Here is a 23,932-nt window from a genome sequence, read left to right as displayed (position 1 = left end):
ACACCCAGGCAATATGGGTGTGGCTGCTTTTAGGCTTATCCATTTTTGAATCATTCAATACCCAAGCGTGACCTTCATTCACTTGGATAACGACGGTCTTCAGTTCAAACGCCGCCGAAGCCACTGCGTCAACCCCACGGCCACAAGCAATGCCCCCATCGCCGTCAACGTGAGCCCGCTAAAGCCAACGCGCGCGTAAGCCCAACCGCCGATGCCAGAGCTCACGGTCAGTCCCAGATACAGCATGGCACTGTTACAGGCCATCAACGTTGAACGCTGTGCCGGCAGTAGGTTGACGATCATCGTATTCAAAGCGGTCACGCCAATTCCCTGGACAATCGCCAGTAAGACCAGGCTACCCATGACCACCCACAGACTGTGGTGGTTTACCAGCCCTGCCAGCGCCAGAATGGAGAGACTCCCACCCCACTGAACGGCCGTCAATTTTCCCAGTCGTGTCGTCACCGGACCACTGAAGAAGCTGGCGATGAAGTTACTCAATCCATAAACCATAAAAACCATGCCCGTGCTTCCCGTATTCAAATGGAATTGCGCGGTCACAAACGTTCCCAGAAAGGTATAAACGGCGTAAAATCCCGTCATCCAGGTCAACGTGATGAGCAATGCCAGTTTAGCGGTAACGGCATGGCCTATTTGCCTGTATGCTTGCCCGTAATTCACCCGCATCGTCGTTGTGGACACCCGCGGCACGACCAGGTATAGGATGGTGCCGACCAGTAAGATAAGTCCCGCCGAAGCGACGAAGACCAACCGCCAGTTAGCCAGTTGCGCCAAGCCCGCTCCCAGGGGCACGCCGAGCGCAATCGACAGGGACAGCGCCGCCATGGTCATCCCCATAATTAGATTCAACCGTTTGCCACGAAACGTTTGCCCAATCAGCGCCCACACATTGGGCAGGGTCGTCGCCGCTCCCAGACCGGCGATGGCTCGCCCCACATTAAACCAACCGGCCGTGGGTGCCAGCGTACAAACGAGGCTCCCGCTGAAGAAAATAGCGACGCCCGTTAAGACTAACGTCCGTTTGGGGTAACGATCCCCCAACGGCCCCAATAGCGGTGACCCGACGGCATAACAAATTGCGTAAATCGTGACGGATAACGCCGCGCTCGCAATCGAAATCCGGTAACTTTGCGCCAGCGCCGGCAATAACGGTGAAATGATAAATGAATCTGCTCCAATCACGAAGACGATTAAAAATAACCCCATGACGAATCCTTGCTTCTTCAGTGAAGCCTGCATGACCCACACCCCCCAAGCCTTATTATTGGGAGGTCGACCGGAAAACACAATACGGGAATTTAATGTAACCTAGTCGCTCGCCTAACCAATCGGTTGTCGCCACCCCACTGTTTCCCACCAACCGGTTATACTGAGGCCATACTGATTGGATAGGAGTTGGTCTCTTTGACTGCCTTACAAATGCAAACGCGCCACGGCGAGGTCTGCCCGTTAGACACAACCTTAAAAGTGCTGGATGGCAAGTGGAAGTCCATCATCCTCTGTCGTTTGATGACAGAAGATCTACGCTTTACGACGTTATTGCGTAGTTTGCCCGGCTGTACCCGGCGCATGTTGTCACTACAGCTATCCCAGTTGATTAGCGACCACATCATCGCTAAGGAAGTGGATACTAGCTTTGTCCCTACCAAAACGAGTTACCATCTGACCGAGCTTGGACTCAGCCTGATCCCCGTCATCCAAGCGATGGATACTTGGGGACAACAGTATATTACGGCCTTAGACGACTAAATCTAGCCCACTCTCAGGTAAGACCATCAGCGCAACCCTTTACGCCGACGGAAAACCAGCCGCCATGAAGACGGAGCCAGAGCGGTTACCGGAGCGTCACTAACCATTGCCACGCGATTCCACCTTCAAGCAATGACGTTACCATTGCGACAAGCTAATCTTCGTTAAATAGACTGGCCTGCAAAACCAACGGGGCTTTGCAGACCATTTTTATTGTCCGCTAATTATTGACCGCATCCGAAATAGCTTGCCAATTTCAAAGGCTTAAATTGCAGGCATAAATCGTAGAAGAAGCCAATTTTGCTTCTCTCGCGGCGTGGCTGACACCGCCTCCAGTGAAAGACTATGCCACGGTATTAAAAATGACCACATTTTAGCCAAATACAAGTCGCTAAAAAATAATTTTAATAAAAAAATTTCTCTAGATTATTTTAAATACATACGCTATACTTTATGTGTGCAGAACTATTGCACCCCTATTAATACTTTTATAAAAGTACTGTAGGGATCATAATGAGGGATTTCTTAGGAGGAAAAGAGATGCATCGTGGAAAAGACAAGGTTATCATGAAAACGGCTAATTCTGGTAAAAGGTGGTTAGTAACTGTTACTCTCCTTTCAAGCCTAGCAGGTTCAACAATGACACCGATTATTGGCCATGCTGCAGTCCCCGAACCAGTCGCACCCCAGGAAAAGGTGGCATCATCACGCATTGAGCCGTCGCAAAGCCATTTGCCTACCGAGCAGCGGACGGTTAACGAGAAGGGGATCTCGGATAAACAACCGCTGCACCCCGACACGTCCATCACATCAAGTGCCACAGCTGATACCCACACGACGTCAGCTAAGGAAAAAGACATCATTTCCCCGGCACCAACGCCAACAGAAAGTAATCATCCACAGTCAGCTCCCCAAGAAGATGAATCCATCGATCAGTGGATGCCTAATAAGAGTCTCCAACAGTCCGTCCTCTATTGGCTACAGCAGACAGTTTCACCCTCCTCTTGGGAGACGGTTGCCGATATTACCAAGAAGGATATGTCACAGTTAGAGAAACTTTACGTTGGAACAGGTGATGGTGAGGGGTCTTCAACTTATAATGAGGACGGAACACCCTACTCCATTCAGGGACTCGAATATGCGACAAATCTAGAAGTATTATTTCTGACCGGTGGTGGCACCACCAACCCGCCCTATCAAATGTTCGGTAATCTAGTCGACATCTCACCATTGAAAAATTTAAATAAGCTTCAACGCGTGGATCTTGAAAACAATCAGATTGAAGATATATCGCCACTAGCCAACTTAAAAAACATCACTCTGCTTAACTTACCATATAATCGCATTATGGATTTTTCGAGTTTAAAGGGTATACATTACAATCAGTATGATTTTCAAGACCAATATTTGGAGCCTCAACCCATTACCGTAGATGAAAAGGCCCGTAAAGCCCACCTTAACTTTAACGTGCGTCTACAGGATGGTTCCCCAGCCAAAAATCCCACGGCCTATGACTTTTACTATATGGTACATGGAGAAAAAGATTCAGAACGCTATAAGAACCCCTATCAGGGTGCAAATGTAACCGAGAGTGCTGACGGGGGTCTCGACTTTACAGAGGTCAAAGATCAAGAACCTGGCATTGCCGAAGATAATGCTTTCCAACTCCCGGATAAATATTATTTAAACGCCTTCTACGAAGATGACAAAGGTTATAGTTTCTTCATTACGCAACCTTACAAGTTAGGCACCACGACCGCCCCGGTAACCGTTCAATATCACGATACGGCCGGCCAACAAGTAGCTCCAGATGCCACCTTAACCGGAAATTCTGGGGAGAAGTATACAGCTAATCTCTTAAATATTCCGGGTTACGAGCTGGATCAGATGCCGAAAAATCTATCGGGTGTTTATGGTTCAGAGCCCATCACTGTCACCTTTATCTATCACAAAAAGGCCACGATACCCGCCGAATCAACCGTTGCCGTTCGCTATCAGGATGAGCAGGGGCATGAGCTAGCCCCCACCCTAACGTTAACGGGTAACCTGGGACAACCCTACACGACTAAGCCGGTGGCAATCACCGATTACGTACTAAAAAAAGCGCCGGCAAACGCAACGGGTACCTATGGCTCTTCCCCCATTACGGTGACCTATGTCTATACCAAACTGGCGCATGGCGGCGATGGCGATAGTGGTACATCCCCCACACACCCTCAACCGCCCGTTAACCCGATTCAGCCCAGCAATCCGGGTGCAACGGCGCCTGACGATATGACAGAGACGCCCGATACAACGGACACGACAGGTTCAAATACGCCAGACGTTACCCCCACTCCGATCTCCAGTGGCGCGGGCGCAACGATTCAGGCTAAACCCGAAGCCAAACCCACTACGGGTCACGTTTGGCGCTTACCACAAACCGACGAACAGCGGACGATTGCCTTTTGGTTAGGGACTTTAATCCTGTCAGGAAGTCTAGGCGCATGGTGGTTCAAACGCTCACGCTAACCGTTACGGCCGATTGGCTTAGAAATCCTGCCGTTGAACCTTTCAAACGAGACGTAACCCAATGGCTAGGCTGCCGAAATTGACAGCCTAGTCATTTCGGCGTTTCCCCACGCTTCCAGCCCCTACTAAAAGTCAATGACATCTCCTAACAACCTAGTCAAACATTGTCACGTCACCATAAAAACTTGTGACAAGCCGGCCATCTTCAATTATCCTAGACCTAGCAACAACTTAAATTGGAGGTTTTGAGAATGGAATTTAACGTCACACGCGATGGCCTCACTCTAGCCGGAATCTATGAGCCGGCGCCGCAGCCAACTGGAACGATTGCGATCCTTTTTCACGGTTTCACCAGCGACCGCGGCTACACGCCGACAGCCCTACTGACCCAATTGGCCCAAAGACTACGGGCGATTGGTGTGGGGACGGTTCGCTTCGACTTCAACGGTTGCGGTCACAGTGAGGGCGACTTCGCCAACATGACCGTTCTAAACGAAATCGCCGATGCTCAGGCCGTGTTAACCGCGGTACAAACGCGACTGGCACCCCAACGCATTGATCTGTTGGGGCACTCGCAGGGAGGGGTCGTGGCCAGCATGCTAGCCGGTTACAACGCCGACCTCATCCACAAGTTAGTCCTAATGGCCCCCGCCGCTACCCTCAAGGATGACGCGTTGGCCGGTCACACCCGAGGCTTGGTCTACGATCCGCAGCACATCCCCGCGCAATTGCCACTGGGTAACGGCAAGACACTGGGTGGCTTCTACCTGCGGACGGCGCAACACCTGCCCATCTACGAGACCGCTCAGAACTTTGCCGGTCCCGTCTGCCTGATTCACGGCGATGCGGACCAAATTGTGGCTTACAGTGCCTCACAACGCTACGACGCCATTTACCCTCACAGCACCCTGCACCTGTTGTCCGGTGCGAGCCACTCGCTCGATGGCGCTGCCCGTGACGATGTGCTGCGGTTGGCAACTGACTTTATTGCCGACTAACGACCGCTCAAGTTCTGTTGCGTTGGTTGACCCAACAAGGCATCGCCACCATTCCATTAAAGATTGGCCAAGTATCAATATCAACTAAAAAATGGTCTCAACGAGCCTGCAACCCTGTAATTGCCACACCTACACGTTGAAACAAAAAACTGGTCAAGCCCCCTCAAACGGGAACTTGACCAGTTTTATTTTACAAAATTTAGTCGCCGTCAGAGTCGCAACGGTGGCGCTTAATGCCGACGCCGAGCGAACGGCCGCATCAAGCTAGCCAGTAAGAACAAACCTATCGCTGCCAGGTAGCCCTCGTGCTGCTGCCCCGTTTGTGGGAGTAGCCGCTCCTGACGCTGCCGTTGTTGACGTGCACGCCGCGTCGTGGTCACCTGCATTGAAGCGTCTGCTTGGCTGGCGGCTGAGACTTTCAGCGGGTTCGTGTGCTGGAGAAGGCCATCGCCCGCACTGGAACCATTGTGGTCGGTATCGGCCTTCAATGGATGGGTGTGCTGACGTTCTTTCTTGCCGTCCTTCACCCGGTTGGGCTTCAGTGGATTCGTATGCTGGCGTAACTCCTGACCATCAGGAACACCGTCACCATCCGTGTCCGCCTTCAGCGGATTGGTTCCCAGCTTGAGCTCTTTACCATCAGGGATACCGTCGCCATCCGTGTCCGCCTTCAACGGGTTCGTCCCCAGCTTAAGTTCTTTACCATCAGGAATGCCATCGCCATCCGTATCCGCCTTCAGCGGGTTCGTCCCCAGCTTGAGCTCTTTACCATCAGGGATACCATCGCCATCCGTATCGGCCTTCAGTGGATCGGTGCCCGCTTTAATCTCGTCAGCATCGCTCACACCATCCCCATCGGTGTCGATCGGTGTTGGCGCAACCCGAACCTCTGGGACCAATGGATTCGTCCCATTCTTGACTTCAACACCATCAGGGATGCCGTCACCATCCGTATCGACCTTCAGTGGATCAGTGCCCAGGTCAAGCTCTTCTTTATCACTCAGCCCATCGCCATCCGTATCTGGCTTCAACGGATCGGTGCCGTCTTTGATCTCATCACCATCGCTCACCCCGTCATCATCCGTATCGGCTTCCAACGGATTTGTCCCGAGCTGGGCTTCTTCGCCGTCGTCCACTCCATCACCATCGGTATCTGACTTTACGGGATCGGTGCCATCCGCTAGCTCCTTATCACTGTCAACACCATCCTGATCCGGATCAATGCCATAGTGTGTGAGTATTGGAGCTCCTTTCGTATCGTGGCCAACCACCGATGCCGCGCCATTACCATCTGGTAAAATGGCCGGCGCCGAATCCGGTGAGATTGTTTGTTGCGCAACCTGTTGGCCGTTTTGAAACTCCGTCACCGTCTGAGTCTTAGTAACCGGATCATAGGTATAAACGGTCTCACTGTCGCCACTGCCATCATCAACTGCCCACTGCTTTGTAATCTTCGTCACGGTCCCAGCAGCATCCTTCTGGGTAATGGTGACGGTCCCATCAGGCGCAATCTCCTTACCCAACACCGTCAACGTTCCCGCAAGAACGGTCACCTCATAGTTGGCGTTCGTATTCGTACCCGTAATCTGATAAGTCCCAACGTCCGGGGCAACTGGATCCAAGTAGGATAGCTTCAACGAAGCCACTGTCTCACCTGTTTTAAAGCTTCCCTTCGTCAATTTTGCAGAGTTGGCTGGGTTAGCTTCACCACGATAGATCACCTGCGGGTCAATTTGTACGGTTACGGCTCGTGAAGCGACGGTCAGGTCACCGGTTCCCAGCTTTGATAAATCATAGTTGGGATTTTCCGAAATCAAGCGGTTCTTTGCATCTGCCGTAAGCTGAATTTTATACGTCTCGCCAGTTTGCAACTGATCAGCCGTCACCAACTGGCCCGCACCATTAACGACTACCAAGTCGGACGGTTTAATCTCACTCGTCGTCGGATTATTCAAGGTTGCTGACAGCGGTGGAATCGGATTGCCATAAATCATGTTAAGACTTGGAATCGTCACATCAGAAGTGGCTTGCGAAATCGTCAAGGTTCCTGGTTTAAAAGTAACCTCATAATTTTGGTTCGTCGCTGTCCCACTGATGACATAATGACCAGCATCCGTTCCCGGCTCCCGTGTCAGCGTCACACCAAGAAGGCCTTCAGTCTCGCCCTTAATCAGCCCCACCTTCGTGCCCGCTGGAACATCGAATTGCAATGCCGGAATGGTTTCGCCATACGTGGCCGTGATATTTTCAATCGTCACCGTGAGTGGCTTCGGCTTAATCGTCAGCTCACCGGGGTTAACCGTAATGGTGTAATTCTTATTCAAGCTTGATGATTTGTCTAACGTAATGTCATACGCCTTAACGTCTGCGCCAGCAGCACGAACCAACTTAATGCCCAGACTGCTTAAGGTATCATTCGTTGCCAAGCCGGCAGCCGATTCAGGCGTCAATGTCAGCTCAGGATCGGGTTCACCATAGATTTTAGAAGGGCTCTGGGCCGTTACGGTAATTGGCTTAGGCGACACTGTCAGAGTCCCCGGCTTAAAGCTCGTAAAGTCATAGTTAGGATTGGCCGCTTTCAAAGCATCCTGTGCAGCCGCTGTTAACTGAACCTGATACCTTCCCGCTGGCAAATGGCCGGTCCAAACGACTGGTTGCCCATTAGTATCCACGACTTCAAAGGCACTTTGGTCGAACGCGTCTACCGTGGGCCCGGTAACCGCTGCCGTAAAGGCCGTGGTGTCGTCCCCGTAAGTCAGCTGACTATCGGCAACTGCGACGCTAGCAGCCGCTTGCTTAATCGTGTCATTTCCATCCTCAAAAATAACCTCATAGTTAGAGTTGGACTCCTGATCAACTGAGCCCGTAATGGCATACGTGCCGACATCACTCCCAGTAGCGCGGGTCAAAGTGATATGCAGATCAGCCTGCTTATCCTGACCAACCAATTGACCATTTTCCTGACCAGTTGCGGTCAGTGCCGGAATACTAAACGTTAAATCCGGTTGCGCTGTCCCGTAATCCCGCTCAAAGCTCATCACCTTAACCGTGATTGGTTTCTTCCCAATCGTAAGAGTCCCAGGGTTAACCGCCACGTGATAATTCGGGTTGATCACTGAAGTGGGATCCAAAATAATCTGATATTTTCCAACATTTTCGCCGGGCTCGCGGGTTAATTTCACACCTAGGGAATCTAACGTATCCTGGTTGACCAAGCCATTGGCTGAAGCAGTGGTCAATGATAACTCCGTTGCACCGTCCCCATATGTCTTAACACTATCCCGTGCCTGGACCGTAATTTCTCGCGGCGTTACCTTCAACTTGGCCGTGCCAAACGATGTGAACTGATAGTTGCTATCCTTCTTCAAAGCCGCCTGAGCTGCCGCCGTGTACTGAATCGTGTAGTCGCCACCCGCTTTAAGCTGATCAACGGTGACCGTTTTACCAGCGCTGTCAACGACTTCAAAATCACCTTGATTCAACTGATGGTCTTTAGCTGCGTTGCCAAGACTCCCCGTAAATGCTGGGAATTGTCCATCGACGCCACCATAAGCCACTGTCGTTCCATCCACGGTAGCGGCAGCCGTTTGCGGTGTAATTGTGACCATCGCCGAAACATAGAGACCAGCATTCGGGTTCGAACTCAGGCTCTTAAGGTACGTTCGTCCATGGTCGGTCAGTTTAAAGAGGTAAGCCCCAACATTCTTAGGTGTTTTCACCACAGTGTCAGGATTCTTGGCATCCACATATTCATAGTAATCGGGATTGTTGAAGTCAGCCTTACTAACCGCCCCAAAGTCCTTTCCGAAGGTCACATCTGGAAATGCCAAGGGTTGCCCATAGACCTGACTCCAAGACACAAAAGTTGCTAAAGTATTCTGTGCATCTTGATTGGTCGTCGTCAGATTATCGAGGTCCCCTTTAAAATCAATTAGTAAGTTCTGTACCTTTTCCAAAGAGGCGTACCCATCCTGGCCATCCTGATAAATGGTGCCCGGATCTGTCTTCGTTTCAGCGTCCTCAAAGGCGGTCTTCGCCTGACCGTTAGTGTCCGAAACCTGCTTATAAATCGCAACGACTGATTGAAGTAATTTATCCGCCGCATCCTTTTGATCCTGCGTCAAACCAGATAGCTTAACAAATTGATCATACATCTCTTGAGCCTGTGTCCGATACTTGTCAGCCGTCGCTTGGTTCGTGATGGCCTGCTGGTCCCAATACTGTAGCGTAGACTTCGTTGGTAAAAGTAAGCTACCACTGTCCTGACGCTGATTGGCATCCGTGGAATCAGTTGCGCTGGCATCGCCCACGGCGGACCAATAGTAATCGGTATTGCTAATCTCTTGCTGACCACCACTAGCCACCGGCTGGTCGCCATTTTTTAAGGGTTGTTGATTGAGCGCATCCGTTATGGACTGCCCCGTCCCAGCCACGGCATCCACGTTTACCGTCTTCCCATCAACTGTCTTCCCAGTTCCCGTATAGTAGTGGCCGATGGGATTGGCTTTCTCAGTCGTGGTCGCCGTGCTGGGCTTAGTTGTTGCGGTATCAATTGTCAAAGAGTCGTCCGCGACGGTCTTGCCAGCCGCTGGCGCCTCTAGGACCACTTGGGTAGGCGTATAGCCCGGAAATGAAACCAGGGTTGGCTCCCCGGCCACTGCCGTCACCGTCAACGGTTTTACCCCTTCAATGGGCTGACCGGTCGCGGCGTCAATCGGGGTAACATTCGCTTTAAATGCCAGTCTAACCGGTACGGTCATCTGCTGACCATCCCCGTCCTGGACCGTGTAACTGTAGTAAGTCCCATCAGCCACACTCTGACCGCTAGCATCCGCAATGGTACGAGCCGTCCCATTATTGTTGGCCACGACCTGGCTGCCATCAATGACGTAAACGTTGCCCGCCGAGTCTGACGGAATCACGGCAACCAGTGCTGGATTCAGCGTTTTATCTGCTGCTACCGCCCGTTTAGCCGCATCCTGCGAGGAGAAAATAGAAATAGTATCCCCGATGTTAGCGACCGCGTTGACAGTCGTATTATTTAACAGCGCCCCAGACTCCCCCGCGGCATCCACCAGATTCACTCCCAGTCGAATTGTCTTGGGCGTATAACTGAAATTATCAATTTTAGCGGAGTAGTCGTTGAAGTTCCCACCGGTCGAAGCCGCCACGGATAATGAATACCCGGTCTTGACATCGTCAATGTGCCGAGTGAACGTATGGCCATTTAACTTAATGGTTAGGTTTTGATGTTCGGCGTCATAGTTCATGACGAACGCGTTCTCCGGGTTTGAGGTTCGCGCTAACCCTAACGTGCTGGCCAATACCCAATCTAATCGGTCAGCCTTTTGCAGCTTCGTACTCGAATCGGTGTAGCGCCAGCCAACATAAGGTTTGCCGGTCGGGTCCTTGAAGTCTGTTTGGTTATCGTATTCATCAAAAACAAAGCCAAAAGCGTTAGACAACCCTTCAATCCCGAGACGACCACCGGCACCCCCCCCTGTGGCCTCGGCTGGATCGCCAGGGGCGAAAATAAGCCCAACACTGTCGGCACCACCAGATGACTTACTCCCAACGCCTAAGGCACCAGTCATGGAGAAGTTATGACTGAAGTCAATTTCGTGTTCAAACGACACGTGAGCCACCTGATGGCCCTCAATTTGAGTCGTGCTCCCAGGAGATCTGTAATAATCGTGTTTACCCAACGTGGTCAGCTGCACACTGCCATTCTTCCCAATTGGCTTAGTCTTCTTGTTATCTGCTGGATCGTCATCTCCATCGCTACCATCTTTGTTTTCGACAGTCGCCGTAAAGTGACTGGCAATCTGATCCGCAGTTAACTTCACCTCGGATGTATCCGCCCCGACGTTAATGTCTTTGTCCTGCGCAAGAACCGGGTAGTCGCCGGAATCATTGGTCGTGTCAGTGGACGATTCAGGTGCAGGTGTCGCTTTAGACGTTGTCACCGAGGCCGACTCAATCACCGGTTTCTGCGTTGGTTGGGTTGGCGCTGGTTTAGTTGGTGTTGGCGTTGGAGCAGGACTGACCTTATTGGGTGCTGGCGACGGGTCAGTATCTGATTTCGGCTGAACAGCAGCGGTCGGCGCTGGTGTTGCCGCATGAACGTCAACGACAGTCGTGCTCTCAGCAATCGTAACGGCGGAGAAACTGATTAGCAGCGTCCCGAATATCCGCGTCTTAACCTTCCAACCCGTATGCCCCTTATACAAACCAATTGGATTTTTAATCATTTGGTTCTCAGTCTTTTGTTTCATAATTCAAATCTCCCTTAGGGCCGCTCAGTTCTGGCTGCTCCTGATCAATTAAATAACTGCGCGTCCGCTATTTTTAAATGATATTTAACGGTCAAACTAACCGTTACTAGTGGTGGTGACGAAAGTAACGCTGCCACCCAATATGTAAGTAAATTCTTTCACTCTATCATGTACTTTGACCCGTGGCTTGAATAAATGCCGCCATACCGGCGATACGTTTGGTAACCGTTTTCTTTAACAAGACGACTGGACAGCCAATTGGCCATCATCTAAAGCGATCGACAAATGTGCCTTGAGGCCTGTCATACTGGCAATTACCCTCGAAAGCTGAAACAGATTTCCACTCAAGCGACGATTTTCACCGTTAATTGGTGATACTATTTGCTCACTAATTTTTTTGTTGAAATTTTTGAGAAACCGGTTTCATTTTCGCGGTTTCTGTTAGATTTCGAGCGGTACCTGACCGTATAGATCTTTCCAAGTTGCCGGACCCATCCCTCATATAGTGTCACCGACCACCAGCCGGTTCGTCTAAACTCAGTCATTACCGGTGCTCTCGCTTGCAGTTGACTGGCCTGAAGTCCTGAATTATCAGCTTTAGGGTACTCCTAGTATAGTTTCGACCATCTATATATTCAAGGGGGTTTACACTTAACCCCAGTTTAATATCACGCTTTGTATTATATGTAACACGAACTTCATTAATTTAACGGTCGCTTCACCTTATCTGTTATTGGCTTTGGAACTTTAGTTTTATTTTTTTGCGTTTACCCGGACCAACCATTCGAGATACCCAAAAGGTGGGATCTATGAACTAGGTCCCATCTTTTGACAATCATATTATTCTTCTATTCGGCTGCTGGTCTCGTTCGAGATATGCAAAAAGATCCCCTTAAGATCCAGTACCGCTTAACCACGCGACTCATTTTATCTGATGGTCACTATATCATCGCCAACAAAACCCTCGTTCAAAAAAGCAATTAAGGGTGACACCGTGTTAGGCCGTTAAATAATTAAATTTGTTTAGACAAGGTCGTCATCGTAAGCAACCCAAAGAAGCCCCAAGATTAGCATTTTCACCTAATCTTGGGGCTTCTTCACGTTTTTAGCTGAGATACGCTAATCCTCTAACTCAAGAATTACTTACCTAGCTTTTTCCTTATTGGCCATGCTTAACTGGCCACCGAAATTGTACACAATGAAGCTGCATTCCCATTTAAAATCTATGAGTTACAACACTCACTCCTCAAAACCGTACCGCATTCAAAGTGCTAACGAGCAATCCCCATGAAAAGAATGTCTCCATAGATAATGACTTTAAAGATAACTGGTGTATGTCCATTAAGATAAGGGGTTGTATTCGCAATAAGTCCACTGATTCTTTCGAAGTAGCGCGTGTTTTCAACTGTCTCCGTTATTTTACCGTCGCTTCCTTGACCAATGAATTTTAATTGATGATCGACGATAACACCTGCGAAATATTGGTTTCTGTGCTTCCGCATCCGCTTGCAAAACTTAGGACTTAACGCGGTTGGAACCGGTAGTGCTCGAAAAATGCGACCCGAAATACGCAATCCATAATCTTGAGTAAGGTCATACCTCTTATAAAGTACTGGCTTTGCAGTAAAGGAAACAATTTTTCCAATATTTTTATCCTGACTACCTTTACGCGGCTTAATCCATTTCTGAACCCATACATGATCTGTAATTAAGTGGCCTGATTCATCTTCCACATTTTGAACTGCTGTTACTGCTTGCCCATATGTATCCTTTCCATAGTGAGTAATGGTTCCAGTAAAATGCTGATAACATTCAGTCTTTGAAAATAGACGCATTGAAGTCCTCCTAGGTCACAATTATCTACAACTAATTTTAAGTATAATCATTAAATCACACCTAGAAAAGCTTAACTTCTTCAACCAACCGAATCACCAGGAGAATCATAACCTTATTCCAAAAGACTACTCACGACAGTAACAATCAATACGCTTGAAGTAATGTTAACAGATAGTGCAAGCAAAATGACCTCCCCAATGTTTACGGAATGTCGTTGAGGACCATAAAAATTTCATAACTGCCTGAACCTGAAGAACCCTTGTTTGTGATTGCTTTTTCGTCAGTAATACTGTCCCGTTATTCCTTGTGTAAACTGATACTTTAACAAGACTAGCAAAATCAAGTCTCATTAAAACCATCTCCAAATAAATTTATTTACCTCAAGTATACCGTAGTTACCTCGCCTTCTTGAGCAGTTAATGGCTCTCCCCCATCAATCTCATTTTTTAAGCCTATTAGCAAAAAGCTCTCTGAGGGTGCCCTTCGCTCTACCCTGATAACCATATAGTGAAATGAACCGTCTTTCCCGTTATGCTTATGAGGAAAGCGATTCATTGTTCATCGTTGCTTTATTGGCACTGATTCTAGCCCCGTACAAAAAAATGATTAACTCCATTGATAAGAGCTAACCATCTTAGATTGCTTATTATTCAGACTCTTCCGTCACAAACGTAGCTCGTCATCTAATACATACTGGAACTCCACGGCATTCAAAACACAGAGATTACTTCAACGTCTTCATATCAATGACAAAGCGATAATGAACGTCGCTATCAATGATGCGTTGATAAGCAGTCGGTACATCATCAATCCCAATCATTTCAATCTGTGGCTTAACGTCATGGGCCGCAGCAAAGTTCAGCATATCCTGTGTCATTGGGATACCACCAACATTTGAAACGGTAATTGTTCCCTGTTTATTGAAGATACTGAACAGATTGAATTGTTGTTCCTCCATGGTGAGCCCAACAAAGCAAAAGGTTCCGTTAACCGTCAATAATTTTAGATAATTGTCTAAATTCAATTTAATCGCTGCTGTGTTTAAAATGAAATCAAATTGACCCGCAAGACGATCAAAATCCTCATCTTTACGTAAGATTTCATAACTTGTGGCCCCAAATTGGTCGGCCTCGGCCCGCTTACTATCTGAATGGCCTAAAACCGTGACTTCTGCACCTAACTTATTAGCGAATTGAACGGCAATATGACCAAGCCCGCCTAAGCCAATGATGGCCACCTTTGACCCCTTGCCAATGTGATAACGCACCAATGGATTGTAAGTCGTAATCCCTGCACAAAGTAATGGTGCTGCTTCAGCTAAATTCAAAGTATCCGGAATGTGCAAGACAAAGTGATCCTTAACAACCAACGATTGTGAATAACCGCCTTCAGTCACCTTGCCATCATAATCTGGGGTATTAAAGACGGATACATACCCCTTCTCACAGAATTGCTCTTGACCAGCAAGGCAGTATTTACATTTGCCACAAGAGTCAATAAAGCAGCCAACTCCGACTCGGTCGCCAACTTTAAAGTCCTTCACCTCAGAACCAATGGCACTCACAATTCCCGTAATCTCATGACCAGGAATAATTGGATGCTTAAAGACATCATCAATGCCCTCGACCTGAGCAATATCCGAGTGACAGATACCGCAGTACTTCACATCAATGGCGACGTCATCGGCACGTAAATCTCGCCGAACAATCGTCGTGTGATGGAAAGACTTAAAATCACTATGATCAGCTTGTAAAGCTTGAACTTCTCGCATATTTTAGCGTCCCTTCTACTGTTCAAATGTAATATCATGCAGTCGATAAACCTCATTCACATCACGGATGTTTAAAATCAATGGTTTATTTTGATCCAATGCTTCAATTTGAACTAAATCGGCCTCACTCAAGTTAAAATCGCTCGTGGCAAAATTTTGAGCAATTCTTTCGGCATGCACCGACTTAGGAATTGCGACAATCTCATTTTGCTGTAGCCAACGTAAAACGACTTGTGCAGCAGTTTTATGGTACTTGGCCCCGATAGCCGTCAACGTTGGATTGGTGAACAAATGTTGCTGACCTTCCGCGAATGGCGCCCACGCCATCGTATGAATATCATAGTGCTTCATCACCGAACGTAACGACTTCTCTTGCCAGAAGGGATGCATTTCAATTTGGTTAACTGCTGGCACAACGTGGTGGCTCAAAATCAAATCAACCAGCCGGTCCGCTTCAAAGTTGCAGACCCCAATCGCCTTGATCTTCCCGGCTTCATAGAGTTCTTCCATGGCCCGCCAACTACCGTGATAGTCACCATAAGGCATATGGATTAAATACAGATCCAAGTAATCTGTCTGCAAATTATCCAAAGTCTTCTCAAATGAAGCCATTGTTTTTTCATAACTTGCATCTTGAATCCATACCTTGGACGAAATAAAGATATCCTGCCGGTCAATGCCACTGCGCTTAATTGCCTTACCGACAGCTGACTCATTACCATAAGTTGCCGCCGTATCAATTAAGCGATACCCTGTTTTCAAAGCGGTTAATACGCTCTGTTCACACTCTGCTAAATCAGTAATTTGAAAGACGCCAAACCCTAATGTTGGCATTGCCACACCGTTATTTAACGTTATCATCTTAATCAAAACTTCCTTTCTTACCTAGGAACGACCTCTAAAGTAGACACCCTAGCTCGCTGCTGAATCATCGAATCTAAATACAAACTGTTCGCGTATTTCTTTTGATAGGCTTGGTCAATCTGGTTGTTCAAATCGGCACTGTCTATCTCAACGAAGCCAACTTCGTAATTAGCACCGGCTAAGTACATCCGACCAGCACGCTGTTGAACCGCTGAACGATGCCACCGCGAATTCAAGCCATTCCAGGCCCGGATGTACAAGTGCCCATCAACTACGACTGACCAAATCCAAGTTGGCGTGCCATATGTTTTACCATCATCATAAAATGGCGAAACACGAAAATCGTCGGCATCGGAAAAATTTGTTAATTGTTGTGCTTGCCAGTGTGCAATCGTTTCATCACGATTTCTCATCTCAAAAGCTCCTTTAACATATTTCGCTAAAATTCGATTGTTGGCCGAATGTTAAACTCATTAATTGAAACACGTTGTGGCGTTCCAATCACATACGTGACTGCCTGCGCGACGTCACTAGGTAGTAGCGAGTGATCTGATTCATTCCAAGTATCTACCAAATTTTGGGCAGTCGTTTCATCCGGAATAGACTTATAAAGTTCCGTATTGACCATTCCTGGTGCAACCACAGTGGTCCGAATATTATTTTTGATTTCTTCTCGGCGCAAACCTTCCATGATAGCTCTCACGGCGTATTTGGTTCCCGAATAGACGGCCACGTTGGGATAGACGCGATAGCCTGCGAGCGAATCCGTCGTTAAAATATGACCATAGCCTTGCTGATGCATAATTGGTAGGACGGCACTGATGCCATTCAAGACGCCCATCACATTCACGTCTAACATCTGTTGCCAAGCTTTTCGATTGCCATTGCTGAGTGGTTCCATTGGCATAATACCGGCATTATTATAAAGAGCATCAACCTTGCCGAACTTGTCTACTGCTAACTGAACAAGTGATTCAACTTGTGAAAAATCAGTCACGTCAACGGTTTGATAGGCATAAGTACCCTCAGGTAATGTTTGCGCGACTGAATCGAGCTTTTCCTGTCGACGGGCCCCGAAGACCACTTTGGCACCCTGTGCCGTCAATTCTTTAACGGTCGCCTCACCAATACCACTAGATGCACCAGTGACGACCACAACTTTATCTTGAACGCTCATCGTATATCCTCCTTTGACTTCCTAACAATTACTAGCATAAGGGTTGACAATTGCTATGTCTAATGCTTAGATTAAATCAAAAAGCATACGTAATAAACATAGGAGGAATATTTATGGAATTACGAGTTTTACGTTATTTTCAGGCCGTCGTTCAAAACCGCAATATCAGTCGGGCTGCCTTACAACTGCACGTCTCACAACCGACTATTTCACGTCAATTACATGATCTTGAAGAAGAACTGGGCATTACCCTATTCGATCGTGGAAGTCGCACGATTCAGCTGACTGACAGTGGTGAATATTTTTCCAACCAAGTTAATCAGATTTTAGCCTTAACGGATAAAACACTCGCGAATATCCATGAAGACCAGGATATTCGTGGCAACATCGTTATTGGGAGTTCCGAAGCACGGAGTTTCTTAAATATTGCGCAATCCTTCACTGGCTTACAAAAAAAATACCCGCACATTCAACTCGACGTTATCAGTACCAACGCCGATCAAATTCGAACGAGTATTAAATCCGGTTACTACGATTTCGGGGTCATTATGGAACCCGGTGATAAAACAGATTATGACTTTATACGGCTGCCGGGTGAAAGCCGTTGGGGTTTACTAGTATCTAACCGTTCCCCCTTAGCCACCAGAGATCACCTTGAACTGTCTGATCTGGCTGGCGAAAAATTACTGATTTCTGGGCAACATGGCATGAGGGAACAGCTAAACGACTGGCTAGGTGGCAATACCACCCAATTAAACGTCGTGGCAACCTACACCCTGCTCTACAATGCCTCTCTGATGGTCTCGGCGGGCATGGGCAGCGCCTTATGTCTTGATGGTATTATCAATACGAACCAATCAGATCTGGTCTTTGTACCGTTTCAACCCCGTCTCACGTCTGGTACCAGTTTAGTGTGGCATCACGGACAACACCATTCTGCGGCTGCGGAAGCCTTCCTAAAACAACTTTCATCAGACATTGGACAACCCCTGCCATAAGTAGCGTAGCACAATCTTTTAATGGGACAGACCTAAAAATCGACTTTTTCAGAACGGATGTGTACTAGACCCTGTCAAGTTGACAGGGTCTAGTACAATGACACGCTGAAAAAGTCGATTTTATTATTTCACTGAAACGTGTCCAGTTCTTGCTTATTTAGCTAAACTCTTTGTGAAAAAGTCATTCAATTTGGCAAACGGAATCAGTTCAGTCCGGTCGTACAAATCAACGTGACCCGCATTTTTAACTTTGACGAGTTCCTTGGGTTCAGCAGCCTGATTATAGGCATCTTCGCTGAATCCAAGTGACATCGCGTTTTCACCAGCAATAAAAAGTAGTGGTCGTGGTGAGATGGTCTTAATATCGGACAGCGAATAAAAATTCAATAGTTTAGCGAAACTCGTTAACGTTGGATGAGTCGTTGTAGCCGCCGCACCACGTTGCGTCCGATAAAAATCATAGAATTCTGTTGAAAAAGCATCTGAATCCGGTCCGATTTCTTCAGGCGTTCCACTGGTATAACTTGTTTCCTGACCTGCAACTTCTAGGCTCCGCGTATCCGAGGCTTGTTCAACCATAGCATGAGCACCCATCGCGTCCCGTTGTCCTCGAGCCACTGCGCCCATATCGGTCAAACTGACCGTCGCTAATGCCTTTAGCCGTGTATCTACCTTAAGCTCGTTAATCGCAAAGCTACCTGATGCACAAATTCCTAGCACCGCGATACGGTCATTGTCGACTTGGTCCAAGGTCGTTAAGTAATCCGCAGCGGCTGAGAAGCTTTCAGAATAGAGCTCTGGTGCCATTGCATTACGTGGTTGACCATCACTTTCGCCCCAGAATACTTGATCGAAATCCAAAGCGATGAAACCGTATTCGGCCATCTTAGTTGCATAGAGATTAGCTGACTGTTCCTTGACGGCGCCATTGGGTGCCCCAACAATAATGGCTGGTAGCATTTGTCCTTGCATATCTTTCGGTTCAAAAAGATTGCCAGCCAAGGTCATCCCATACAGATTCTTGAAGGTCACCGGGGTCTTCGTCACCTGACTGCTTTCATACCAATTGTCCGCTCCATGACTCGTATCACCCGTTGCTAACGCCTGGTTCCGTTGCTTAACATTGTTTTCTCCTGCTGAATAAATTGGCTTTTTGTTTTGCATCGTTACAACTCCTTTTGTTTATGTTTCCTTAAAGGTTCGTGTTAAAGAACTTTTCAAACTTATCAAATGGGATAACAGAAACGTCATCATAAAAATCAACGTGTTGACCATGTGGTTCAACCACTAATTCTTTAGGTTCCGCTAATTTAGCATAGGTTTCCTCACTAAATGCCTTCGAATGGGCCTCTTCACTCGTCACTAACATGACTGGTCTAGGACTGATTTCATTGATTCTAGCCGTAGCTTCAAAGTTCATGAAGCTCAGATTAGAGACGTTCGTTACATTGTACAAAGCATGTGGATGCCAGCCTCGCTTAAAGCCATAGAAACTGAAGAACTCCCGCGACACTGGATCTAAGCCTTCAGGAAATTCAGTCACTGGCTGGCTGGGGTAATTGGCCTGCTTAGCGGAGATATCCGACCACCGCTGTTCACTCAAGGCCGCCAACTGGGCTGCGCGATCCTTCCCGGTTGCCAAATTGGCCAAGTGGGGGATATCATACATCACACTCGTAGCAACTGCCTTGATACGCATATCCTGGGCCGCAGCTGCTAGCGCAAAACCACCTGAAGCACAGATTCCCAAGGCGCCAATTCGATGCCGATCAACATATGACAACGTTCCCAAAAAATCAACAGCCGCGGAAAAATCTTCGACGTAAGTATCCGGCGAGCCACTATCTCGCGGCGTGCCACCAGAATAACCATGGTAGGCTGGATCAAAAGCAATCACCACAAATCCCCGCTGGGCTAACTGATTGGCGTAGACACCGGGGCCCTGTTCCTTGACCCCACCAAATGGCGGTCCCACAACGAGCGCAGGATGCTGACTGGCTTTGTCTAACGTCCGGCTATAGTATAAGTCGGCGGCAATCTCAATATTATAACGTGTCTTGTAGTAAACGTGTTCCCGCGTCACTGAATCGTCAAGTTCAAAGATATAGTATTCGTCATTGGGGGTGACTCTTACTGCATTTTCCTTAGCCATTAACGTTCAACTCCTAATTTAGTTTTTCAGTAAATTTATCTAATAACCGATAAGCTTTCTTTTGATCAACACCTTCAAATCCGTGTCCGGCAGTTGGTAACTCATGAAACTGGGCATTTTTAAAATTTTGGGCTGCCTCACGTGCAAACTTAATTGGCACAATATCATCATTGCCACCATGAACTAGTAGGACCGGGCCCGTGAATTGAGTGGCACTTTTAGTGATATTGGTCTTCAGTAAACCACGATAATAACTACGACCAACAGTAAAGCCGAAGACATTGGTCGTCGCTGGAACTGACTTCATACTGCGATACTTCCGCTGGGCATCGTGAGTAATTGAAAAGGCCGGGTACATTAAAGCCAATGCCCTAATTTTTTCTGGATGCTGAGATGCTAACAAAGCTGATACGACTGCGCCTTGACTGCCACCGACCAGCAGAACTTTTCCGGTCTGAGCATCTTGGCGTTGTGTGAGCGCATTGATCACCCCTAACAAGTCTCTGGCTTCTGTGTAAATCGACATTTCAGTCTGACTGACGCCGGAACTTTCACCACCAGAACTACCACCAGGAAAATCAAACGCATACGCTAAGTAACCATGACGTGCGAGTTGCCGGGCATAACCAGCCAATTCTTGATAATTACCACCAAGTCCGTGTGAGACAATAGCCACTGGCAATTTCTTTTGAGTAGAATGCTTAGGTGAATACAAATGACCGTAGATTTGTTCATTCTTAAAACGCAATCGAACCACTTGGTCTTTGACATTGGCTACTTTTTCGCTAGTCACTTTACCTGATGAAGGGCCTGAACTAACGTGTTCACGCTGTGTAGGTTTAGTATATTTATAACCATAAGCAATGGCAGCGCCCACACAAACAAGCCCTATGAGTATTATATACATGATCGTTTTTGAGCACATTATTCGCCCCCCTCTATTTTGACATGACGATTATTTCCCATATTCTTAACAACCGTTCGATAGTCATTCGTATCAAAATGGCCGATGATATGAATCCCGTCGTAATATTCCTCGGTCCCCCAGTAAAAGACTATTCGTTGTTGCGGTGACCAATAACCAATACTTCCACGCGTTCCTGCGTGTCCACTGGGCATTCCCTTCGTTGGCAATCCGTGGCCGAGATCCGCGATCTTTTCCGGTAATCCTGGATAGTCACGGAAACTTAACGTTGTCGGTAATTCTCTCGCAAATGCCTTGGCCGCACTGGATCCGTTCAAATGAGCCGTCAATTTCTTACCATTAATCGTGATGACTATCTTTTGCCAACCAGCTGGACTTGTCTGAGTATGGCTACTCGTGACCGATTCACTGCTGGCATGACTCTTGGAACCTGCTTGTTGCTTACTCTGCGCACACCCACCCAATACCACTAAGAGACTTAGCATTAAAAATACCGACCAGATTCTCTTCATCCGTTACCTCCCACTGCACGTCATTTGCAAACTATTTCTCCAGATTTATTTGCCGTATCACCTTCGCCGGTGTCCCTACCGCAACCACATTCGCTGGTACATCTTTGGTGATAATTGCACCAGCCCCAATGATGGCATGATCACCAATCGAGACGCCCGGTAGCACTGTCACGTTGGCTCCAAGCCAAGCACCCTTGCCAACACGGACTGCTGAACAATTTAAGTTACGTCTTTGTTCTGGAGCTTCCATATGATTTACCGAAATTAGGGTGACATTGGGGCCAATCAAAGCACCGTCACCGATATAAATGCCGCCTAAGTCAACGAACATGGCGTTACGATTAATAAAGATATTCTTTCCCAAAAAGATGTGTGCACCAAAGTCAGTATTGAATGGTGGCATCACTACATTGGATGTTGAAACATTCTGTCGTGTAATTTGGCTGATTAACGCAATGATTTGTGTATCGGTGTGATACTGCCCATTTAAACGAGCTAAAATTTGGGAATTTTCATTCGCTATTCGAGGAACAACTTCATACTCTGGTGCTTTAAAATTAATTAATTCACCAGATAATGCTTTTTCAAGAATTGTTTTCACGCTTTACGCTCCTTGTGTTTGATTAAGATTTTATTGTCGCTGAAGACTATGACATTATTTTAAGATGATAATCAGTCAATGTAAAATACCTATACTAAATGCTAATTCATAGCTTATAGGCATGTATTTAGGCATACGGATTGATTATACATTCTCTTGCTAAATAGGTATTTTACATACAGACATTACCCTCATAGACTGTTTCTAAAGAGAGGAGCGGCCTATGAAACTTTTTAATCCGATTAAATATCTGCTTGCATTGCTCATTGTAATTACACCAATTAACAACTCAATACCGGCCTCAGCAAGTCGCACAACAGCAGGCAAACGCTCCATACCATTAGTTATGGTTCCGGGAACGCACGCTAATCAGAATCGTTTTGATGCGACCTTCCATAAATTAAAAGTACCACGCCAAAATGTCCTTAAACTAACAATAACTACCAATAATCAGATAGTCGAACGTGGAACCTACAATCCGGCCAATCCAATAGTGATTATCAGCTTCGAACGGCCCGATGAATATAATATTCACGAACAGGCTAACTGGCTAGCACACGCGTTAATCTATTTAAAACGGGTCTATGGTCTCAATAACTACAATTACGTTGGTCATTCCAATGGCGGGCTGGTGATGCTTGATTACTTAGAACATCCTCACTCCACGCTTTCACCAAAATTAAAACAACTCATTACAATTGGCACGCCCTATAATGATATTTACAAAACAGCTCGGACAAATACGCAGAATGTCAAACCAGATCAATTAAATGACCAAAATAAATACTCATATGAATTTAAAACCTACTATTCCAAGCGTGGCCAAATTGCCCGTTCTATCCAGGTTACTTTAATCTACGGACACATCCCCCATGCCAATGGGGATGGAATCGTGGCCCTGAACTCAGCCAAGGCTGGACAAACCATCTTTGGTACCCATGTGATCCACATGACCCAGGTTGATGGAACTTACAGTCAGCATAGCCAGTTGCCAACCAGTTCCAATGTCATAGCGACAATAGGCAAGCTCATCAGTCCTGACCACGCTATTCTGCTCTTTAATCAGCATTTGGCACATAGCTGGTACGTTAAAAGATTGGATTTACGCTACGCAACTAAAAGCAATTCTCTAACCGTATGAACAATTGCATGTCACTCCTTGTCAATTGCCTCTGCAAAGATGCCCCTGTCTTAGGGCATCGAGAACACAAGGCGCGTTCATATAAACTCTTCTGACAAATATTGTAAAAAAACTGCCACCCCTTGATTGGGTCTAGCAGTTTTTCACTTCTATTCAGTTACATGGTTCGCCGTAATCAAGCGGTAGTTAAATGAGTTAATCACTAACTGTACCTGTCGAGTTCGGTTAGTCACGTAGTAGTTCTTCCCCAACTTCTCAACATCAGTAGTGCCATCATCCAACACCGCAATGACCAGTGCCTCTACCTCTGCCTTTGTCAGATTAACCGCCAGTTTCTTATTCACCCGTCGATACACCAGCTCGGTATAGCAGGCGTGCGCCTTAATCTGGTCTAAGAGTTC

The 23,932-nt window shown here is 47.3% G+C and carries 18 protein-coding genes; 5 read left to right on the top strand and 13 right to left on the bottom strand.

Annotation, left to right across the window (positions count from 1 at the left end; all coding sequences use genetic code 11):
• Positions 1 to 99: 99 nt before the first annotated feature.
• Positions 100 to 1,260, bottom strand: coding sequence for an MFS transporter (locus FD28_RS02560; RefSeq protein ID WP_057732261.1), 1,161 nt, complete (start codon positions 1,258 to 1,260; stop codon positions 100 to 102).
• A gap of 165 nt (positions 1,261 to 1,425) precedes the next feature.
• Here FD28_RS02560 and FD28_RS02555 point away from each other — a divergent pair, with 165 nt between their 5' ends.
• From FD28_RS02555 to FD28_RS02545, 3 genes are all read left to right on the top strand, one after another.
• Positions 1,426 to 1,770: a winged helix-turn-helix transcriptional regulator gene (locus tag FD28_RS02555; RefSeq protein ID WP_235806837.1), complete on the top strand. Its 345-nt coding sequence runs from the start codon at positions 1,426 to 1,428 to the stop codon at positions 1,768 to 1,770.
• 540 nt (positions 1,771 to 2,310) lie between these two features.
• Positions 2,311 to 4,281, top strand: a complete 1,971-nt coding sequence (locus tag FD28_RS02550) for a MucBP domain-containing protein (protein ID WP_162255541.1) — start codon at positions 2,311 to 2,313, stop codon at positions 4,279 to 4,281.
• A gap of 251 nt (positions 4,282 to 4,532) precedes the next feature.
• A complete protein-coding gene (locus tag FD28_RS02545; protein ID WP_057732257.1) occupies positions 4,533 to 5,279 on the top strand; it encodes an alpha/beta hydrolase in 747 nt (248 codons plus the stop codon).
• Between the two features lie 230 nt (positions 5,280 to 5,509).
• Here FD28_RS02545 and FD28_RS02540 read toward each other — a convergent pair whose 3' ends face one another.
• The 6 genes from FD28_RS02540 to FD28_RS02515 all read right to left on the bottom strand — a co-directional run bounded on the left by FD28_RS02540 (position 5,510) and on the right by FD28_RS02515 (position 17,202).
• Entirely contained in the window at positions 5,510 to 11,554 is a 6,045-nt protein-coding gene (locus FD28_RS02540; RefSeq protein WP_057732255.1) for an MBG domain-containing protein, read from the bottom strand.
• 1,271 nt (positions 11,555 to 12,825) lie between these two features.
• Complete coding sequence (locus tag FD28_RS02535) at positions 12,826 to 13,389, bottom strand: hypothetical protein (protein WP_057732253.1); 564 nt, start codon at positions 13,387 to 13,389, stop codon at positions 12,826 to 12,828.
• 725 nt (positions 13,390 to 14,114) lie between these two features.
• Complete coding sequence (locus FD28_RS02530) at positions 14,115 to 15,161, bottom strand: NAD(P)-dependent alcohol dehydrogenase (RefSeq protein WP_057732252.1); 1,047 nt, start codon at positions 15,159 to 15,161, stop codon at positions 14,115 to 14,117.
• 15 nt (positions 15,162 to 15,176) lie between these two features.
• Complete coding sequence (locus FD28_RS02525) at positions 15,177 to 16,028, bottom strand: aldo/keto reductase (protein ID WP_157059818.1); 852 nt, start codon at positions 16,026 to 16,028, stop codon at positions 15,177 to 15,179.
• A 14-nt stretch (positions 16,029 to 16,042) separates the two neighbouring features.
• Complete coding sequence (locus tag FD28_RS02520) at positions 16,043 to 16,438, bottom strand: DUF2255 family protein (RefSeq protein ID WP_057732247.1); 396 nt, start codon at positions 16,436 to 16,438, stop codon at positions 16,043 to 16,045.
• Between the two features lie 26 nt (positions 16,439 to 16,464).
• Entirely contained in the window at positions 16,465 to 17,202 is a 738-nt protein-coding gene (locus tag FD28_RS02515) for an SDR family oxidoreductase (protein ID WP_057732245.1), read from the bottom strand.
• 113 nt (positions 17,203 to 17,315) lie between these two features.
• On the opposite strand from FD28_RS02515, the gene FD28_RS02510 reads away from it, so the two are divergent.
• Positions 17,316 to 18,200, top strand: coding sequence for a LysR family transcriptional regulator (locus FD28_RS02510; RefSeq protein ID WP_057732243.1), 885 nt, complete (start codon positions 17,316 to 17,318; stop codon positions 18,198 to 18,200).
• Positions 18,201 to 18,353: 153 nt separating this feature from the next.
• Here the strand turns inward: FD28_RS02510 and FD28_RS02505 are convergent, their stop codons facing one another.
• The 5 genes from FD28_RS02505 to FD28_RS02485 are packed head-to-tail and all read right to left on the bottom strand — an operon-like array spanning position 18,354 to position 22,390.
• Positions 18,354 to 19,364: an alpha/beta hydrolase gene (locus FD28_RS02505; RefSeq protein ID WP_202813057.1), complete on the bottom strand. Its 1,011-nt coding sequence runs from the start codon at positions 19,362 to 19,364 to the stop codon at positions 18,354 to 18,356.
• Positions 19,365 to 19,392: 28 nt separating this feature from the next.
• Positions 19,393 to 20,352 (bottom strand): alpha/beta hydrolase, encoded by a 960-nt coding sequence (locus FD28_RS02500; RefSeq protein WP_057732241.1) that lies wholly within the window; start codon positions 20,350 to 20,352, stop codon positions 19,393 to 19,395.
• A gap of 13 nt (positions 20,353 to 20,365) precedes the next feature.
• Positions 20,366 to 21,277, bottom strand: coding sequence for an alpha/beta hydrolase family protein (locus FD28_RS02495; protein WP_083478094.1), 912 nt, complete (start codon positions 21,275 to 21,277; stop codon positions 20,366 to 20,368).
• Entirely contained in the window at positions 21,277 to 21,789 is a 513-nt protein-coding gene (locus FD28_RS02490) for a cyclophilin-like fold protein (protein ID WP_057732235.1), read from the bottom strand. Before FD28_RS02490 ends, FD28_RS02495 begins: the two co-directional genes overlap by 1 nt.
• Positions 21,790 to 21,820: 31 nt before the next feature.
• Positions 21,821 to 22,390, bottom strand: coding sequence for a DapH/DapD/GlmU-related protein (locus FD28_RS02485; protein WP_235806835.1), 570 nt, complete (start codon positions 22,388 to 22,390; stop codon positions 21,821 to 21,823).
• Between the two features lie 223 nt (positions 22,391 to 22,613).
• On the opposite strand from FD28_RS02485, the gene FD28_RS02480 reads away from it, so the two are divergent.
• Positions 22,614 to 23,531, top strand: a complete 918-nt coding sequence (locus FD28_RS02480) for an alpha/beta hydrolase (protein WP_083478093.1) — start codon at positions 22,614 to 22,616, stop codon at positions 23,529 to 23,531.
• A gap of 149 nt (positions 23,532 to 23,680) precedes the next feature.
• On the opposite strand, the gene FD28_RS02475 is transcribed toward FD28_RS02480, so the two are convergent.
• Positions 23,681 to 23,932 (bottom strand): DUF3781 domain-containing protein (locus tag FD28_RS02475; RefSeq protein WP_268888927.1); only part of this gene is annotated, 252 nt, incomplete at its 5' end.

This window comes from Levilactobacillus hammesii DSM 16381 (assembly GCF_001434395.1).
Taxonomy (GTDB): Bacteria; Bacillota; Bacilli; order Lactobacillales; family Lactobacillaceae; genus Levilactobacillus; species Levilactobacillus hammesii.
The sequence above is the reverse complement of the archived record's forward strand: the minus strand, read 5'-3'. Positions and strand labels throughout refer to the sequence as shown.